The following is a 16,734-nucleotide window of genomic DNA, read 5'->3' as shown; positions in this document are numbered from 1 at the left end:
CATGCCCCCACCTCGCAAGATAGATCTTATGCCGGAAGAGTTCCGCGACTGGCTCCACCAGGCGCTAAAAGAGGGCGGCTGGAGCGGCTACACGAAAATCGCTGACGACCTGAACACCAAGCTTCAGGCGGCGGGCTACGAGGTCAGTATCGGCAAGTCCGCTGTCCATGAATACGGCCAGGAATACCGCGAATTCGTCAAGTACCAGGAACAGGCCAGCCAATGGGCCGCCGACTGGATGAATGACAACGGCCTGGAAGAAGAGGCGCAGCGGCACAACGTCCTGTTCCAGATGGTCACCACGCTGGCCTTCAAGGTCATGCAAAGCCAGATGACCAAGACCGGCGACGAGATCAAACCGCAGGACCTGCACTTCATCGGCAAGATGCTCAAAGACATCATGCACAGCTCGGGCATCCGTCAAAAACTGAAAGACGATGAGCGCAAGCGGATCGAAGAAGACGCGCGCAAGGCTGCGGCGGCAGAGATGGCAGACAATCTGGATACCGCTTCGGCTGAAGCCGGACTGTCCGCAAAGGCCGCCGAAGCCCTGCGTAATCGCGTCTTGGGGCTAAAGCGATGAGCGGCCGCGAAATTCGGGAAATGTCCTTTTATGGGTTCCGCGCCCACCTCGACGTCGAACTTGGGCACCTTTGGGTCGACCATGATGGCACGATCACCTGGGACCAACTACAGGCGATCAAGTGCAGCGTTTGGGGCAACGGCGCTGCGGCGGTTGAGGTCTACCCCCCCAAAAGCCAGATCGTGAACTCCCGCAACACCCGTCACCTGTGGCGGCTAGGTGAAGGCGAGTTCTTCCCCGATCTGCTCGGTGACCGGCCAAAGAAAGACACCCTACAGTCACGTTACGAACGCGCCTGGGCCGGAGTATAGCCCATGGACGCAGCCGCAAACCTGGCCCCCAAAAAGCCAATCCTTTCGCGTGATCCGTCCGAGCTTCCCGAGACGCTGAACCTCGGGACAGACCTGCCCGACGATCTGGACCCGCTCGCAGACGGCATTCTGATGGAACACCAGAAGACCTGGCTGGAGGACAAGAGCGATCTGAAGATCGCCGAGAAGGGCCGCCGGACGGGTATCACCTTTGCCGAGGCTCTCGATTCCGCCATCACGGCCGCGAGCAAGAAATCCGCAGGCGGCGACAACGTTTTCTATGTTGGCGACACCAAAGAAAAAGGCCGCGAGTTCATCGGCTACGTGGCCCACTTTGCCAAAGCCGTAGCGGGTGAGCTGATCGAGATTGACGAGTACCTCTTTGAGGACAAGCAGCCCGACGGCACCACCAAACACATCACCGCCTATCGCGCTCGCTTCAACAGCGGGTTTCGGGTGGAGGCGCTGTCGTCGAACCCGGCAAACATTCGCGGTCTGCAGGGCATCGTGGTTATTGACGAAGCCGCCTTTCATAAAGACGTGCGCGAAGTCATTGATGCCGTCAACGCCATGCTTATTTGGGGCGGCAAGGTTCGGATTATTTCAACCCACAATGGGGTCTTGAACCCCTTCAATGAGTTGATCCGCGAAGCGCGAGCCAAGAAGACCCCATACGAAGTTCACCACATCCCATTTGGGGACGCGGTTAAAAACGGGCTTTACAGGCGCGTTTGCCTGATGCGCGGCAAAGACTGGTCTCAAGAAGACCAAGACGCCTGGGAAGCACAGATCCGGGGTTCCTATGGTTCACGCACCGCTGCGATGAAGCAGGAGCTCGACGCGATCCCAGCAGAGGCCGAGGGCGCTGCCCTCACCCGCGTTCAGATTGAGGCCTGTACAAAGCAAGGGATCCCGTTTCACCGCTGGATCCAACCGGACGAGTTCAAGAACGCCAGCGACGAGATCCGCAAGGCAGAAGCCCTGGCCTGGTGCGAGAAACATCTAAAGCCGGCGCTTGAGAAACTGAACCAGAACGGCAAGCACGTCATGGGCGAAGACTTTGCCCGCTCCGGTGATGCCACCGATATCGTGATCCAGGAAGTCACAGAAACCCTGGTGCGGGAAACCAAGCTCCTGGTCGAACTGCGCAACATCCCTTTCGATCAGCAGCGCGATATCCTGTTCTACATCTGCGACCGGGTGCCCAATTTCATCAAAGGTGCTTTGGACAAAACCGGTAACGGCGCCTACCTCGCTGAGAAAGCCACCCAACGCTATGGCGAGCGGATTGTGGAGGTTGCCTTCAGCCGGGAATGGTACTCCCGCGAAATGCCCCCCTACATCGAAGCATTCGGTGACAAGACCATTGTCCTGTGCGCCCATGCCGACGTGGTCCAGGATCACCAGTCCCTGCAGTTCGTCGACGGCATCATCAAAGTGCCTGACGGTTTCCGCATGAAGGGCAGCGACGGCTTGGACCGTCACGGCGACAGCGCTGTTGCCAGCGCCCTCGCCTTCTTTGCCAGCCGCCAGGATTACTTTGAAACCGACTATCGCGGTCTGCCCAGGGGGCAGGAATACGACAACCCCGAAGACCACGCTCTTGGGCAGCCCGAAGGCAGCGGCCGCAACTGGTGGGACACGCCTCTTGGGGCAGATTTGAAAGGAGGGATCCTCTAATGGCAAAATCCCGTGTTCTGGACCCCAGCGGCCGCCCCGTGGAACATTCTGCCCTGACCCGTGAGGTTGCAGAAGCCTCTATTGGCACTGTTCGTTCGCCCATCTTCGGCTATCCGGCAGATGGTCTGGACCCGCTTCTACTTGGGTCGATCTTGCGGTCTGCCGATCACGGAGACCCAATCCGATATATGGGCCTGGCAGAAACCCTGGAAGAGCGCAGCCCGCAATACATGGCGGTCCTGGGCAACCGGAAACGTGCTGTGAGCCAGCTTGAAATCACTGTGGAGCCAGCAGGAGAAGACAAGGCGGCGCTCTTGCAATCTACGGCGCTGGAGAACTGGCTGCAGCGCGACGAGCTGACGTTTGAGATCATCAATATCCTGGACGCCATCAGCAAGGGATACAGTTTCACCGAAATCATCTGGGACTTTTCCGAAGGGCAGTATGAGCCGAACCGCCTGGAATGGCGGGACCAGCGCTGGTTCCGGTTTGACCGCAGAGATTTGCGGACCCCGCTCTTGCTGGAAGACAGCGGCGCAGAGGTTCCATTGCCGCCCTACAAGTTCATCTATGCGCCCTTCCCTTCCAAATCCGGTCTGGAGATCCGTTCTGGCCTGGCGCGGGTCGCCTCCTGGTGCTGGATGTTCAGCGCCTTCACTCAACGGGACTGGGCAATTTTCACCCAGACTTATGGCCAGCCTATTCGCCTGGGCAAATACGGTCCCGGCGCTTCAGACGAGGAGAAGAACAAGCTGTTTCGTGCGGTAGCAGGGATTGCCGGGGATTGCGCCGCGATCATTCCTCAAAGCATGTCTATGGAATTTGTCTCCAGCGACAACATCAGCGGATCCATTGACCTCTATGAAAAGCGCGCCGACTGGTACGACAAGCAGATCTCTAAAATCGTGCTTGGCCAGACGGCCACCACAGATGCCGAAACTGGCGGCTTGGGATCCGGAAAGGAACACGGCGATGTGCGCGAAGACATCGAACGGGCTGACGGCAAAATGCTTGCGGCAATTCTCAACAGAACTCTGGTGCGTCCCTACATCGATCTGAACTACGGGCCGCAAAAGCTCTATCCCAAACTCAAAATCACCCGCCCCGAGCCCGAAGACCTCGCGGCCTGGACGCAGGCCACGTCGCCCTGGTTCGCTGCCGGTCTGGAATTTGTCGAGAAAGACATCCGGGACAAGCTGAGCCTCTCCACTCCACAGAAAGGGGATGCAATCTTGCGGAAATCCGGTGATCAGGTCGAAAAACTGGCGGAGGTCGACGACAAGTCGGACAAGAAACCCTCTGAGACTGAATTTAAAGGGGGGTTTAAGGGGCTCAAAGGGAATTCCGGGGGAGTTGACGCGGCGCAGGCTGTTGAGGCCCCTCAGGGCGGCTCTGTGGCGATCTCGCCAATTGGCAGCCTGACCGAACGGCTCGAGGCCGAGGCCTTGCCGGAAATGCACAAGATCCTGTCCGGTGTCGAAGCCATCGTGGAGGGCTCCGGTTCGCTGGAAGAGCTGCGGGAAAACCTGTTGTCCGCCTTCCCGGCTTTGCCGGGTGCAGAATTACCCGGTGTAATGGCGGCGGCGATACTGGCCGCATCCGCCGGCGGCCGGGCAATGGTTGAGGAAGAAGCCGATGGCTGATGCCTTTGGCGCGATCTTTCGCAAGCCCTTTGCTGAACAGCTTGCGGCCTTTCGCCTGCGCCTCGGTGACCTGGTCCCGACCAGCGCTTGGGACGATTTGCTTCACAGCGCCCATGATCGAGCATTCATGGTCGCTGGTGCCACAAAGGCTGATCTCCTGCAGGACCTGGCAAGCGCCGTGGACAAGGCGATCTCCGAGGGCACTGGCCTTGAGGCCTTCAAACGCGATTTTCGTGCCATCGTGGAAAAACACGGCTGGCATGGCTGGACAGGCGAAGGCACCCCAAAGGGCGAAGCCTGGCGAATGCGGACGATCTACCGCACCAACATGCGCACCAGTTACATGGCCGGACGTCTCGCCCAGCTCCGCGATGGGGGCTTCCCTCTGTGGGTCTACCGTCACGGCGGATCAGCAGATCCCCGCCCCCAGCATCTTGCTTGGGATGGCCTCATTCTTGAGGCCGACCACCCTTTCTGGGAAACACACTACCCCCCGAATGAGTGGGGCTGTTCCTGCAGGGTCTTTGGTGCGCGATCGCTAAATGCCGCGCTCCGCCGTGGCGGCAAGGCAGATGTGAAACTTGCCCCCAACTGGGACAAGCCTGACCCCAAGACCGGTAATCCACCAGGCGTCGGGCGCGGCTGGGCCTATGCCCCTGGCGATACAGTCAGCGAAACGGTCCTACAGCTCCGCGACAAGCTGGAAACTCTAAACGCACGCCCGTCCTCTGACTTGATCCAAAGCTGGATCACGGGAGGGCCCTTTGAAACCTGGCTGAAGGATCCCAAAGGCAGTTTTCCTCTGGTTCGGCTGCGTCCGGAAGATGCCCAGGCTATTGGATCGAAACGCCTAGTGGCTGATATTTCTTCTGAAACCATCGCCAAGCTTTTACGTGAGCAGCCGGGGCTGACCGCGACCGACTTTGCTGTGGCTCAGGAGGCGATCAACTATGCAGCACATAGGATCCAACATGGATCTCACAGCCTGATTTTCCGACAGGTGACTAAGGACGGGAAAAACTTGCTCACCCTCAAAGTGACTCAGACTGAAAAAGGTTTGTTGGTTACCGAGTTTCGAAGGGAGGCTGCTGCCAAGGCCACCGCAGCAGATCCAATTTTGTGAGCTAGAAACGAAGAGCAGCTAAGCGCAGAGAGCGACCTTTGCAAAGTCCGCCTTTCGGCCTTGGAATACTGCCAACGACCGCTGCGATGCCGCGTGGAAAGCGGTCATTGATGAGAGTTGCAGCGAAATTTGAGGGTTGGAGTGCAGCAGTGCGGGACGGAGCGGCCCTTCGCCGCACGTGCCGCCTGAGATGTCTGCTAAGGGTTATCTCAGCACCCAGCCCACTGTCACGTCGGAAGCGGTTGCAAGCAGTCAGTGCAGTGAAACCTCGGCTAGAAGGTGTGCAACTGCTGGCCTATCAAAAACTAGAGGCAGAGGGCATCAAGTCCCAAACATCGAAGCTTCATCTTGGTCATGGTTGTTTTCAAACTCAATAGACGGCAACGAAACGATATTGTGTGGCTGGGTAGTGAACTTATCAACTTGTTGAGCCAAGTCTGTCGCATCATTGGCCAGAATTTGGCTCGCGGCGGTAGTTTCTTCCACCATTGCGGCATTTTGTTGTGTCACCGCATCCAGTTGGCTCACACCAGTATTGATTTCTTCCAACGTTATCGATTGCTCATGCGCCCCCCGGGCAATTTCAGTGACGTGCCCGGAAATATTTCCAACATTCTCGATAATTGAACTGAGTTCTACTCCAGCTTGCCCTACCAGCTCTACACCCTTGGATACATGATTTGAGCTCTCCGAAATCAGCCCCTTGATTTCTCCGGCAGCCTCCGTTGAACGCTGGGCAAGGGCTCGAACCTCCGAGGCCACGACCGCAAACCCACGTCCGGCTTCACCTGCCCTAGCAGCTTCGACCCCAGCGTTTAGTGCAAGTAGATTAGTCTGAAACGAGATGTCATCAATGACAGAAATAATGTGGGAAATTTTGTCCGAAGACTCTTGAATGTGATCCATGGCCAAGATCGCGTCTTGCACAACTTGATTGCTTCCTTGAGCCGCAGCTCTGGCGCTCGCAACAATTTCTTCTACTTGTTTCGCCCCTTCTGCAGCAGAACGCACTGTTGCTGTAAGTTCTTCAATCGCAGCGGCAGTTTGTTCCAGTGTTGCAGCTTGAGTTTCTGTACGGTTGGACAATTCAGACGTCGAACCGTTGATCTCTTGTGCTGTTGATGAGACCGTACCTGACACTGTCTTTACAGCTTCTATGGCCATTGAGAGTTTTTCCATAGCTTGGTTTAGAGATTGGCCTAGTACACTTAAGTCTTCGATACTGGAGACTTGAACTCGTTGCGCGAGGTTTCCATTAGCCATCTCTGTCAAACTGCTCGCGATATCATCTGTGTCCTTCCGGCGTTGAGTGACGTCGGTTGCGAGTTTGATGACTTTCTTGACCTTATTTTCAGAATCGAACACCGGCGCGTATGTTGCCTGGATCCAGATTTCAGAACCACTCTTTGTTAGCCTCGGAAACTGATCGGTGAAGAACTTGCCGGAGCCCAGGTCCTCCCAGAATGCTCTATAGGCTGCTGTTTTTCCGTAATCCTTGTCGACAAACATAGAATGATGTTGTCCGACAATCTCATTGAGATCATACCCTAGCGCCGAAAGAAAGTTTTCGTTGGCTTTTATGATTGTTCCATCAGGCTCAAACTCAATAACGGCTTGTGTTCGATCAATGACATCCATGAATGCCTGCTTTTCAGCCAGTTCTACCGCTTGAGCGCGACGTCCAGATGTAAATAACATGTTCTCTCACCTAGTTGGTTGAATTCGTTATAGATGAGTGATTTTGGCGAATTGGGGTTGATAAAACGAAAACTTCAAAAAATTCACCTAGTGGTTGATTCTTCAGCCTGACTTCTGGATTTAAGTGTCATTTTGAAACCATTCGGCAACTTTGAGTAGAAGTGGTTCTTGAAGGAACTGATTCCTAACTGCGAATCATCTAGCACAAACGAAAGAGGCATTTTTGCAGCCCCCTGCCTGAGTATAGTGGGTTTTTCTTCAGCCACGGCGCCGCAGTGAAGGTCAGGGCTCGAAGCCGACATCGAGGGCAAAAAGCCGCATTTGAAATACTTGAATGTCCGCTTCCGGGAAGTCGAGGCGCATTTTTGCATGTGCGGCAATGAGAAGCAGCCTCCCTTCGCACCGGTCCGCTTTGGGCTGGGAGAAGCCTTTGCGTCGACTCAGCAAGAATGTAAGCTCTGGCGAACAAGGAGGGCAACATGACTGGCCTTGAATACAACACGGACACCCTGGATCCACTCCTGATCGCTCTCTTGGAAGCGACCGGAGACCTGACCGAGTTTATGCAGGATGCAGGCGAGTTGCTCGTCTCGGCAACGCAGGACCGCGTTCTGCAGGGCCTTCAGCCCGACGGCGCGCCTTTTGCGCCTAGGTCAGCCGCCACTCTGAAACGCTACACCAAATTGGGTTTGAGTTTTGGTGCCCCCTTGAATGTCTCGGGCGACATGAGAAACCACCTTCACTACGCGGCCGACAAGGACAGCATGGAGTTTGGTTCCAACGCCATTCAATCGGCCGTCATGCAGTTCGGCGCTGAAAAAGGCGCATTCGGCACCGCCGCCAATGGCTCGTCTATTCCCTGGGGAAACATCCCGGCCCGCCCATTCATCGGGATCTCAGAAGACGACGAAACCAATCTGGCCCTCGAGCTGGAAGAGTGGCTGGAACACGCGGCAGATAGTCGGGGTTGACCCGCAAGCCGGACCTCGGCAACCTGCCGCCATCTCCCTCAAACCTATGAGCCTCGCATAACCCGCACCCTGGTGCGGGTGTCTCGGTTTGCAGCCGACTGTCACATTTGCGGTCATGTCAAAGCGCCTTCAAACCGTCTTCAACGCGATCCATGCGGAACTCCCCTCGCCTACTGGCGAGGATGCCGTTCCGACATGGGTGCATCTCTTGCCGACTTCTGCGGGTGCTGTGCAGACCCATGACAAGCGAGGCCCCTACCATGTAGCAGCACCAGAGCAGATCATCCAAAACAGCTTTGCGGAGGCCGACAAGCTTCCCATAGATCAAGATCACGCCATGGACCTGGCGGCCAAGGAAGGTCGTCCGGCTCCTGCGCGGGGCTGGATCGTAGAAATGCAGGCTCGCGAGGACGGGATCTGGGGCCGGGTCGACTGGACCCCTTCCGGGTCGGCTCTATTGAAAGACCGCGCTTACAGCGGAATTTCCCCGGTCATTGCCCACCTTGCCAAGCCCACACAGCAAATTGTCGCCATTCGCCGCGCCAGCCTGGTCAACCGGCCAAACCTGCGTGGGCTCCATTCCCTCAACCAGGAGAACGACACCATGTTTCAGGAAAGCATCGCCAAGCTGCTGGGCCTAAAGCCCGATGCCAGCGAGGACGATATCACCACAGCGCTGAATTCTCGCCTTGCGGAAGCCACGGACGAGGGCAAAGGCACCACGGCGCTTCATTCTCAGCTCGGCGAGATCGGCGAGGCCCTGGGTTGCGAAAAAGACGCCAGCGCCGGGGACATCCTAACCGCTGCCCAAAGCCAGGGCACAGACAAGGACGAAACCATCGAAGCCCTGCAGGCTTCGGTCAAAGACCTGTCTGGCACGGTCAAAAGCCTGCAAGCCAGCACGACGAAGACCGCTGCTGAAACCTTTGTCGACAACGCGATCTCGCTTGGCCACATCGGCGTCAAGCCCGCCCGTGACCGCTTTATCGCGCTGCACCAGCAGGACCCTGAAGGGACAGAAGAGCTGATCAATGATCTACCCAAGCTCAAAGGCGAGCTGCTCGCTGACATCCCGCCCGGCAGCGACGTCACCTCCGATGCCATCAACGCTCAGGAACTGGCTGAAAAGGCCCAAGCCCTGGTCGCCAAGAAAGCCGAAGCGGGCATTGATATGACCATCACCGAAGCGGTGCAGGCCGTACAGGAGGAACAGGCATGATCCCGTCCTTTACCCGCGCCTATGAGGCCGCCGCCGCCATCGAAGGCTACCGCATCGTGGTTTTCGCAGATCCCGCCAACGGCTCCACGATCACCACAGCCAGCGACAACACCTCCGCATCTCTGGGCATTGCCGACAGCATGGGCGCGGAGCTTGGCGGAATGTGTGACGTCCACCGCGACGGCCTCTATCCGGTTCGCCTGGGCGGCCCTGTGGCAGCGGGCGACCCGCTGACATCCGATGCCAATGGCGCTGCCATCAAGGCGGTCGCCGCAGCCGGAACAACCATCCGCATCATTGGTTTTGCAGAGGAGCCCGGCGTTGCCGATGACCTTTGCCCGACCTTCCTGTCGCCCGGCCTTCTTCACGAAGCCTGATCCCTGAAAGGAAAGCCTGATGGCCCCTAAACGTCCCTTTCAATCCGACGCGGCGCTGACCGCGATTGCGATTGGCTACAAGAACCCCGAGGCCTCCCGCATTGCCGATGAGGTCATGCCGCGCCAAACCGTGCCCACTGAAAAGTTCGGCTGGACTGAATACCCGGTTGAAGAGGCGTTTAACGTGCCTGACGCGCGTGTTGGCCGCAAAGGCCGTGTCAATCAGCTGGAATTCGGCGGAAAAACGCGAACCGCCGAAGTCGAAGATTTCGGCCTGGATGCACCCGTCCCATTCTCCGACATCAGGTCCGCAGCCGCAGCCCGAAAAGCCGGACTGTCAAAACACGACCCCGAAGGCCATGCCGTTGAGATGATCTCGGAAACAGTCGAGAACATTCGCGAAGTCCGTGTGGCCCGCACGGTTCACAATGCCGCAAACTATGCGACCGGCCGCAAGACCACTCTGTCTGGGTCTGATCAGTTTTCCAACTACGCCGACTCTGATCCTATTGGCGTAATCAAAACCGGGTTGGAAAACGTCTTCATCATGCCCGCCAATACCATGGTGATGGGGCGCAAGGTCTGGGGCAAAATTTCCTCGCACCCCAAGATCGTCAACGCGGTCAAGGGCAACCTGACCAGCGAAGGCATCGTGACCCGCCAGCAGTTCCTGGAACTCTTTGCCGGTGAAGGCATCAAGCGGCTGTTGATCGGCGACGCCTTTTTCAACGCGGCCAAGCCGGGCCAGGCGGCAAACCTGCAGCGCGCCTGGGGCAACCACATTTCGCTCCTGCACATCAACAAGCAGGTTAACACCGAGGGCGGCGGCGTCACCTGGGGCCTAACAGCGGAGTTCGGTGGCAAGGTGGCCGGGCGCATCGAGGACCCCGATATCGGCCTCGAAGGCGGCTATCGCATCCGCCGGGGTGAGCGGGTGAAAGAGCTGATCGTCGCCAAGGACGTCGGCTATTTCATCCAGAACGCAGTCGCAGGGTAAGGGGGCTGTTATGAGCGAACGTGAAGCCCTGCTGGCCCGTGCAAAGGAGCTGGAAATCTCCCACCCTGCCAATATCGGTGAGGAGAAGCTGAAAGGCAAAATTGCGGAAGCCGAAGCAGCGGCCAAGGCAAAGGCCGACGCAGAAGCCAAGGCTGAAGCGGAAGCCGATGCGAAAGCCGATGCGAAAGCCAAGGCAAAGGCCTCTAGCAGCCTGGTCCCAGCTCTTGTTCTCGACGCGCTCAAGCACAACGGCACCGACTACGGCCCCGGCACAAGCCGCGAAACCGTCGAGCTAACGCCAGAAGAACTGGCGCCGCTCGAGGCCTGCGGCGTTGTTCAGCGGCTCACCTAAGACTGTCCTTTGAAAGGCGGCGCAGGTTTTGCGCCGCCTTCCCCAACCCTCACCGGAAATCGTCATGGACTACACCAGCCAACAAGAGCTTGAGACGCGCTATGGTCGCCGCCTGCTGGTCGATCTGACCGACCGGAGCGACGAGCCCACCGGCGTGATCGACGCCGCGATTGTCTCAGCAGCGATCACATCGGCGCAGGCTTTGGTCGACGGTTTCCTGGCTAATCACTATGCGCTGCCACTTGCCGAGGTGCCTGACCTGGTTGCCAAGGTCACCAGAGCCTTGGTGATCTACGAGCTGCATATCTACGACGCCCCGGAAAAGATCGCCGCCGAAGAAAAGAAGGCCCGCGAAACCCTCAAAGGGATTGGAGAAGGCAAGATCCGCTTGCCCATTGCTGGCGTGGAACCCGCCGAGAAACCCGAAAATGACGTGCGCTTTACCAAGCGCGAGCGCCCAATGTCTGCCGACAGTATGAAGAGCTACATCTGATGCTGGGCGCAATCATTCAAAAGCTTAAGGCCGAGGTGCCGGATCTGAAGAACCGGGTCGAGCCGGTCGTTGAGATGGCAAAGCTGCTGCGCGACGGCCGGTTGCCCCAGAATGCCACTGCCCTGGTTGTTCCGCTGGACGCAAAGGGGGGCAAGGCGGAGGCAGGCACCGGTATCTTTCGCCAGGCAATCAATGAGCGCTTTGGTGTCTATCTCTCGCTCGATGTGAACGACGCGACCGGCCGCAAAGCCCTTAACCGTCTGCACCCTATGCTTACCGAAGTCACCCTTGCCCTGGTCGGCTGGTCCCCGGAGCCCGGCCCAGGCGTTCTGGTGTTTGAACGGCGCAGGTTGCTCTCCATGCACCAAGGCCGCGCCTTTTACGAGCTGACCTTCACCATCGACGCACAATTGAGGACCCCGGCATGACCAAATTCACCCCTCCCACCAGCGGTGGCCGCTTTGAACTTCAAAGGGGCGGCAAGCTGAAACAGGTCGAACACCCCACGAAGGAGGCCACCCGGCCGGAACCTTCGCCCCCGGAAAATCCCACTAAGGAACAGGAGGCCTAAATGTCCGCTCCCCGATACTGGAAAGACAAGTACCTGCTGTTTGCCCTGGAAGGCACCTATGGCGTCGACGCAGGCCCAACCGGTGCCGCCAATGCGATCCTGGCGCAGGACGTCACCTACAAGCCCATGGAAGGCCAGGATCAGGAACGTGACCTAGAACAGCCCGGCATGAGCGCCAATGGCACCATCCCGACTGAACTGCATTCCACCCTGTCCTTCACCGTGGATCTGAGCGCCCCAGGTGTCGCCGGAACCGCGCCTGCTTGGGGGCCGCTGCTGCGCGCCTGCGCCGTTGCCGAAACAATCAACGCCGGGACCTCTGTCATCTACACGCCGGTCGCCAAGGGGCATGAGGCCGGGACGTTCCATCTGAATATCGACGGCACCCGCTATGTCATGCGCGGCTCGCGTGGCAAGGCCGAGCTGATGCTGGATGCCCAGGCCACCCCCAAGATCAAGTTCGATTTCACCGGCCTGTTTACGCTACCAAGCGATGTGGCACCGCCCACGGTCGATCTGATGAGCTGGGTGGAGCCGCTGGTCGTGTCGCATCAGAACACACCGACGTTCTCTATCGACGGTGTGGATTTCGTGATGAAAACCGCCAAGCTCAACCTCGGCAACAAGGTGGAAAACCGGTTCCTGGTTGGGGCCGAGCGGGTGCTGATCACCGACAAATCCGAGCTGTTTGAGACCACCGTCGAGGCCAAGACCCTGGCGGAGTACAACCCCTTCGCCAAAGCCTTGGCCATGGCAAAGGTGCCAGTGGAATTGGTGCATGGGACAGCGGCCGGAAAGATCGTCACTTTGAGCCTGCCGACTGCCCAGATGCAGCGGCCCTCTCTCAGCCAGAGCCAGAACATCAAGGAATGGCCTTTGCGCCTGGTGCCCCGCGCCGCCGCTGTCAACGATCAGTGGTCCTTGACCCTCACCTAAGCGCCCAGGACTGGAGCCTCCCCCTTGTTCAATGTTGTCAACGCCCCGACCTTCACCCGCAAAGTTCCCATCTCTGTTCCCTCTGGCGACGGGTATGTGGACCAGTCCTTAAAGGCGACTTTTAAGGTTCTGTCCGACCAGGATCGCGACGCCCGCGATCTGTCTGTCACTGAAAACGTCAAAGATTTTCTGCGCGAAATCATCCTGCATCTGGACGACCTGGCAGATGACGAAGGAAAGCCCGTTCCCTACAGCCCCGAGATCCTGGAGCAGGTTCTGGGCTTTGGCTACGTGCGGATCGCGCTGCTCTCCACCTACACCAAGGCGCAGATCAAGGCCGTCACGGGAAACTAACCTGGGCCGGGCGGTCCTTTGCCAATGGAACCCTGTTCACAGGCACCCAGAAGGCCCGCCAGGCCGAGGCCCTGCAGGATTGCAACGTCCTGGGCATCCCCATCGAGACCCTTGCCCAGGAACAGGACGAAGAAGGCGTTTGGGAATGCAACCTCCCGGCCCTTGAGGCCTTCCTTGATGCGGCCACACAGTTCAGCCGTATCGGCCTGGCAGACGGGCGCGTCAGAACCCTTGGACTGGATTACGGCAGCTCCCGCGCCGCCTGGGATCTGGCCGGAGTGGAGATGACCCCCGAGCTGTTTGGCCAGGTCCAGATCATTGAATACGCCGCCGTGGCAGAATGGAACGGAAACTGACATGACCTTTGTTGTCTCTGGAAAGCTGACGATTGATGCCTCCCAGGGCAAGTCCGAGCTGACCAATCTGCAGAAGGTCAAGCGCAGCCTCTATTTTGCAACCATGGATCTCAACAAGGTTGAGAAGACCGCCCAGGCTGAAATTCGCAGAATTGGACAGGCTGCAGGAGACGCGGCCAGGCAAGCCAAAGCCTTGCAGATTGAAGAGGCCGCCGTCGCGACCCAAGCCGTAACACTGGGCCGGTCGCACCAACTGGCTGCCGGTCAGGTCGGCAACCTCACAGCCCAGTTCAACGATATCGGCGTGATGATGGCAGCGGGCCAGAACCCCTTTCAGCTCGCCATCCAGCAGGGCACCCAGATCACCCAGGTCATCGGCCATCTGGGCGCGGCCGGGGCAGCAAAAGCACTCAAGGCCGCCTTGGTTTCCATGGTCAGCCCTCTGACCTTGATCACCATTGGCTCCATCGCCGCCGGTGCCGCCATGGTGAACTGGCTTACCGGAGCGGATGACGAAATTGCCAGTTTTGAAGACCAGCTCACGGCAATGGGCGAAGCGATTGAAACCTTTGCCGCCAAGGCCGGGAAAACGCGCCTCAGCACTGCCGAGATGATCGAAGAATTTGGTAGCGCCTCCCCGGAATTGCGCATGGTCTTGGCAGACATGGCGGCCCTGGCAAAGATGGACGTCCAGCACGAGATCGACGCAACCGCCAAGAGCGTTCGCAACCTGGTGCTTGATTTAAGTTATTGGGATGACCGGTCCAGCACATCCGCCTCTCAGGACTTCCTCGGGTTGGGCTCCATTGGCAGCGCCGCGCGAGAAGCCGGCTATGCCTTTGCACAGAACCTCGAACTCCTAAACAGCAACGAAGACGCGGCGACCCGTCTCAAAGCCGCCCTCGACGTGCGCGGCCAGCTCCTGGATGCGGCTGGGGGGCTGGAGAGCCTAAACGGAACCCAGCGTGAATTCTATGAAGGTCTAAGCGCAATCATCCGGGATCTGGAGCTGTTTGCCGGTGCCCTGCAGGCCCCCTGGAATGAGCTAAAGGCGACCGGCGCCGATCTTTGGTCCAGCCTCTCCGCCAATGTGGAAACCTACCTGAGCAAGCGCCTGCAGGTCGAAACCCAAGCCCGCAACCAGATTGAGCTGCTCCGCCTCGAGGCCGAAACCCAGCAGGCGATCACCGCCTTTGGTGAAGGCAGCGTTGAGGTCGCAGAGCTGCGCCTGCAGGCCGAACGGCTGGCCTATGAGCAGCAACTCGACAGCAAAGACGTCTCCGAGCTGCTGAAGGCTGAAATGATGGCCGCCTGGGACGCGGCCAATGGTGTCGCCACCGTGGACATGGCAGGCAATATCGGGTTGGCCGCAGACGAGGCCCATCGCCTCATGGTCAATATGATGAAGGCCAACGGCCAGGAGATCATGGGCCGCATCCGGGAGAACCCCGATTTTGCTGACCCGCGCGGCGAAAGCCAGGGAGCGGGCAACTCCGACTATGTCTACCAGGATCACGGGCTGCCCGACGTCGATATGCCGTCGAACCCAAAATCGCGACGGTCCCGCAAGGGCGGCGGTGCGGCCAGCTACAACAAAGAGCGCGAGGCCATTGAGCGCTTGATGGAGCGTGAACGGCAGCGCTTAGAGGTGCTTCAAGAAACAGATCCGGTTCTGAAAGAGATGATCCGCATTCGTGACCGGCTGAAGGGCGCGACAGATGCAGAACGCGAAGCGGTAGAGGCCCTGATCCGCGAGCGCGTGGAAGAAGAGCAAGCCATTGCGAGAACCGAAGCTGCGACCGATTTTCTCCGCGACAATTCCACGGATCTGATCCAGGGGCTTGTTCGGGGTGGCGATGAAGCCGCCGAAGCCTGGGACCGCGTCAAGGAGGCCATTGCAGCAGCGGCTCTTGAGGCGCTCCTGCTTGGCGACGGGCCGCTTGGAAACCTCTTCGGCCTTGGCGGCAAAGACGGGGCGGTCGGCGGCCTTGTCGGCATCCTGCTCGACGGCTTGGGCCTGGCTGAAGGTCACGTCGGAATCGGGACAGTCCACGGCGACGGCGGCAACCGCGACGACATGGTTCCGGCCTGGCTCTCCCCTGGCGAAACCGTGGTTCATGCAAAAGCGACCCGCCGCTATCGCCCTGTCCTGCAGGCGATGAATGACGGCGTCGAGATCCCCGGCCTAGCGAACGGTGGCGAAATCGGCGGCCTCTCCGGCAGCGCCCCCGCATATGGCAACAACCAGGGCGGCGGCTCCAATCGCACCCAGGTGGAAGTTCTGCCCAGCCCATTGTTCGACGTCAAAGTTCGAGAGGTCTCAGGCGATGCCGTGGCCCAGGGGCTGGAACACTACGACCGGGAGGTCGCCCCGGACACCGTGCACCGCATCATCCATGACCCGCTAGGAGTTGGCTAATGCCCATTTCATGGCCCCTCCCCACCTCTGAGTTTATCGACGTCTTGCCGATCAAGAGCCTCACCTCCCGCCCCGGCCGCGCGGCGTCCAGCTCGGAAGCGGGCGACGGATCGGTGCTGTATCATCAGCGCGGAGCCCGCCTCTGGCAGGGACAAATCACGCTGGATCTGGACTTTCACGACGTCTGGGCCTCAGTAGATGCGACCCTGTCCCTCCTGGAAGAACCCGGCGCGTCCTTTCTGTTCAAAGACCCGCGCATGACCGGACCTATTGCAGATCCTCAAAAGACCATTCTGGGGAGCGCGGTCGCGGTCATTGCTGCCCTCTCAAACAACGCCCATGAGCTGAGCCTATCAGGCTTGCCCGCTGGTTATATCCTGCAACGTGGCGACCTCCTGGGCTTCACCTATGGGGCCGACCCAACCCGCCATGCCTATCATCGGGTGTTCGCTGGCGGAGTTGCTAATCTGGCCGGTGAACTCGCGGACCTCGCTGTGGTTCCCAAGATCCGCAAAGGTGCCCAGATCGGCGCGCCGGTCACCCTGGGCGACCCGGTTCTCAAAGCCACCCTGAAACAATCCGACTACGGGTCCAGCCGCGCAACAGTCAGCGAAGGTGGATCTTTTGAGTGGGTTCAAACTCTGAGGTAGC

19 protein-coding genes are annotated in these 16,734 nt (G+C 58.8%); 17 read left to right on the top strand and 2 right to left on the bottom strand.

Annotated elements, in window-relative coordinates:
- Position 1 precedes the first annotated feature (1 nt).
- The 5 genes from AN476_RS18625 to AN476_RS18605 are packed head-to-tail and all read left to right on the top strand — an operon-like array spanning position 2 to position 5,340.
- Positions 2 to 583: a phage protein Gp27 family protein gene (locus tag AN476_RS18625; RefSeq protein ID WP_054463283.1), complete on the top strand. Its 582-nt coding sequence runs from the start codon at positions 2 to 4 to the stop codon at positions 581 to 583.
- Positions 580 to 894, top strand: coding sequence for a hypothetical protein (locus AN476_RS18620; RefSeq protein WP_054463282.1), 315 nt, complete (start codon positions 580 to 582; stop codon positions 892 to 894). The genes AN476_RS18625 and AN476_RS18620 overlap by 4 nt, the downstream gene beginning before the upstream one ends.
- Before the next feature lie 3 nt (positions 895 to 897).
- Positions 898 to 2,574, top strand: a complete 1,677-nt coding sequence (locus tag AN476_RS18615) for a terminase large subunit domain-containing protein (protein WP_216598393.1) — start codon at positions 898 to 900, stop codon at positions 2,572 to 2,574.
- Positions 2,574 to 4,217: a DUF935 domain-containing protein gene (locus tag AN476_RS18610; RefSeq protein ID WP_054463281.1), complete on the top strand. Its 1,644-nt coding sequence runs from the start codon at positions 2,574 to 2,576 to the stop codon at positions 4,215 to 4,217. Before AN476_RS18615 ends, AN476_RS18610 begins: the two co-directional genes overlap by 1 nt.
- On the top strand, positions 4,210 to 5,340 hold the full coding sequence (locus AN476_RS18605; RefSeq protein ID WP_054463280.1) for a phage minor head protein: 1,131 nt from the start codon (positions 4,210 to 4,212) through the stop codon (positions 5,338 to 5,340). The genes AN476_RS18610 and AN476_RS18605 overlap by 8 nt, the downstream gene beginning before the upstream one ends.
- Positions 5,341 to 5,661: 321 nt before the next feature.
- On the opposite strand, the gene AN476_RS18600 is transcribed toward AN476_RS18605, so the two are convergent.
- A complete protein-coding gene (locus tag AN476_RS18600; RefSeq protein ID WP_054463279.1) occupies positions 5,662 to 7,038 on the bottom strand; it encodes a PAS domain-containing methyl-accepting chemotaxis protein in 1,377 nt (458 codons plus the stop codon).
- Between the two features lie 479 nt (positions 7,039 to 7,517).
- Here AN476_RS18600 and AN476_RS18595 point away from each other — a divergent pair, with 479 nt between their 5' ends.
- The 10 genes from AN476_RS18595 (at position 7,518) to AN476_RS18555 (ending at position 13,308) form a co-directional block, all read left to right on the top strand.
- Positions 7,518 to 8,009 carry a phage virion morphogenesis protein gene (locus tag AN476_RS18595; protein ID WP_054463278.1) on the top strand — a complete coding sequence of 164 codons (492 nt, stop codon included), beginning with the start codon at positions 7,518 to 7,520 and terminating at the stop codon, positions 8,007 to 8,009.
- A gap of 115 nt (positions 8,010 to 8,124) precedes the next feature.
- A complete protein-coding gene (locus AN476_RS18590) occupies positions 8,125 to 9,228 on the top strand; it encodes a phage protease (RefSeq protein ID WP_054463277.1) in 1,104 nt (367 codons plus the stop codon).
- Positions 9,225 to 9,605 carry a capsid cement protein gene (locus AN476_RS18585; RefSeq protein ID WP_054463276.1) on the top strand — a complete coding sequence of 127 codons (381 nt, stop codon included), beginning with the start codon at positions 9,225 to 9,227 and terminating at the stop codon, positions 9,603 to 9,605. The genes AN476_RS18590 and AN476_RS18585 overlap by 4 nt, the downstream gene beginning before the upstream one ends.
- A gap of 19 nt (positions 9,606 to 9,624) precedes the next feature.
- Positions 9,625 to 10,602 (top strand): hypothetical protein, encoded by a 978-nt coding sequence (locus tag AN476_RS18580; RefSeq protein ID WP_054463275.1) that lies wholly within the window; start codon positions 9,625 to 9,627, stop codon positions 10,600 to 10,602.
- 10 nt (positions 10,603 to 10,612) lie between these two features.
- On the top strand, positions 10,613 to 10,954 hold the full coding sequence (locus AN476_RS18575) for a hypothetical protein (RefSeq protein ID WP_054463274.1): 342 nt from the start codon (positions 10,613 to 10,615) through the stop codon (positions 10,952 to 10,954).
- Positions 10,955 to 11,018: 64 nt separating this feature from the next.
- Positions 11,019 to 11,447, top strand: a complete 429-nt coding sequence (locus AN476_RS18570) for a gp436 family protein (protein WP_054463273.1) — start codon at positions 11,019 to 11,021, stop codon at positions 11,445 to 11,447.
- Positions 11,447 to 11,875, top strand: coding sequence for a hypothetical protein (locus AN476_RS18565; RefSeq protein WP_054463272.1), 429 nt, complete (start codon positions 11,447 to 11,449; stop codon positions 11,873 to 11,875). Before AN476_RS18570 ends, AN476_RS18565 begins: the two co-directional genes overlap by 1 nt.
- The gene (locus AN476_RS22935; protein WP_157063808.1) at positions 11,872 to 12,018 is read left to right on the top strand and encodes a hypothetical protein; all 147 of its coding nucleotides are present in this window, start codon (positions 11,872 to 11,874) and stop codon (positions 12,016 to 12,018) included. The genes AN476_RS18565 and AN476_RS22935 overlap by 4 nt, the downstream gene beginning before the upstream one ends.
- On the top strand, positions 12,019 to 12,954 hold the full coding sequence (locus tag AN476_RS18560) for a phage tail tube protein (RefSeq protein ID WP_054463271.1): 936 nt from the start codon (positions 12,019 to 12,021) through the stop codon (positions 12,952 to 12,954).
- A 24-nt stretch (positions 12,955 to 12,978) separates the two neighbouring features.
- Positions 12,979 to 13,308, top strand: a complete 330-nt coding sequence (locus AN476_RS18555) for a hypothetical protein (protein WP_054463270.1) — start codon at positions 12,979 to 12,981, stop codon at positions 13,306 to 13,308.
- Here AN476_RS18555 and AN476_RS23425 read toward each other — a convergent pair.
- Entirely contained in the window at positions 13,305 to 13,667 is a 363-nt protein-coding gene (locus AN476_RS23425) for a hypothetical protein (protein WP_054463269.1), read from the bottom strand. The genes AN476_RS18555 and AN476_RS23425 overlap by 4 nt on opposite strands.
- Here AN476_RS23425 and AN476_RS18545 point away from each other — a divergent pair.
- Both AN476_RS18545 and AN476_RS18540 read left to right on the top strand, forming a co-directional pair.
- Complete coding sequence (locus AN476_RS18545; protein WP_054463268.1) at positions 13,666 to 16,083, top strand: phage tail length tape measure family protein; 2,418 nt, start codon at positions 13,666 to 13,668, stop codon at positions 16,081 to 16,083. The two genes, AN476_RS23425 and AN476_RS18545, sit on opposite strands and share 2 nt — an antisense overlap.
- Complete coding sequence (locus AN476_RS18540) at positions 16,083 to 16,733, top strand: hypothetical protein (protein WP_054463267.1); 651 nt, start codon at positions 16,083 to 16,085, stop codon at positions 16,731 to 16,733. Before AN476_RS18545 ends, AN476_RS18540 begins: the two co-directional genes overlap by 1 nt.
- Position 16,734 lies beyond the last annotated feature (1 nt).

The organism is Phaeobacter sp. 11ANDIMAR09 (assembly GCF_001294455.1).
Lineage (GTDB): Bacteria > Pseudomonadota > Alphaproteobacteria > Rhodobacterales > Rhodobacteraceae > Pseudophaeobacter.
Note: the sequence above shows the minus strand (reverse complement) of the source record. Positions and strands in the feature narration are given on the sequence as shown.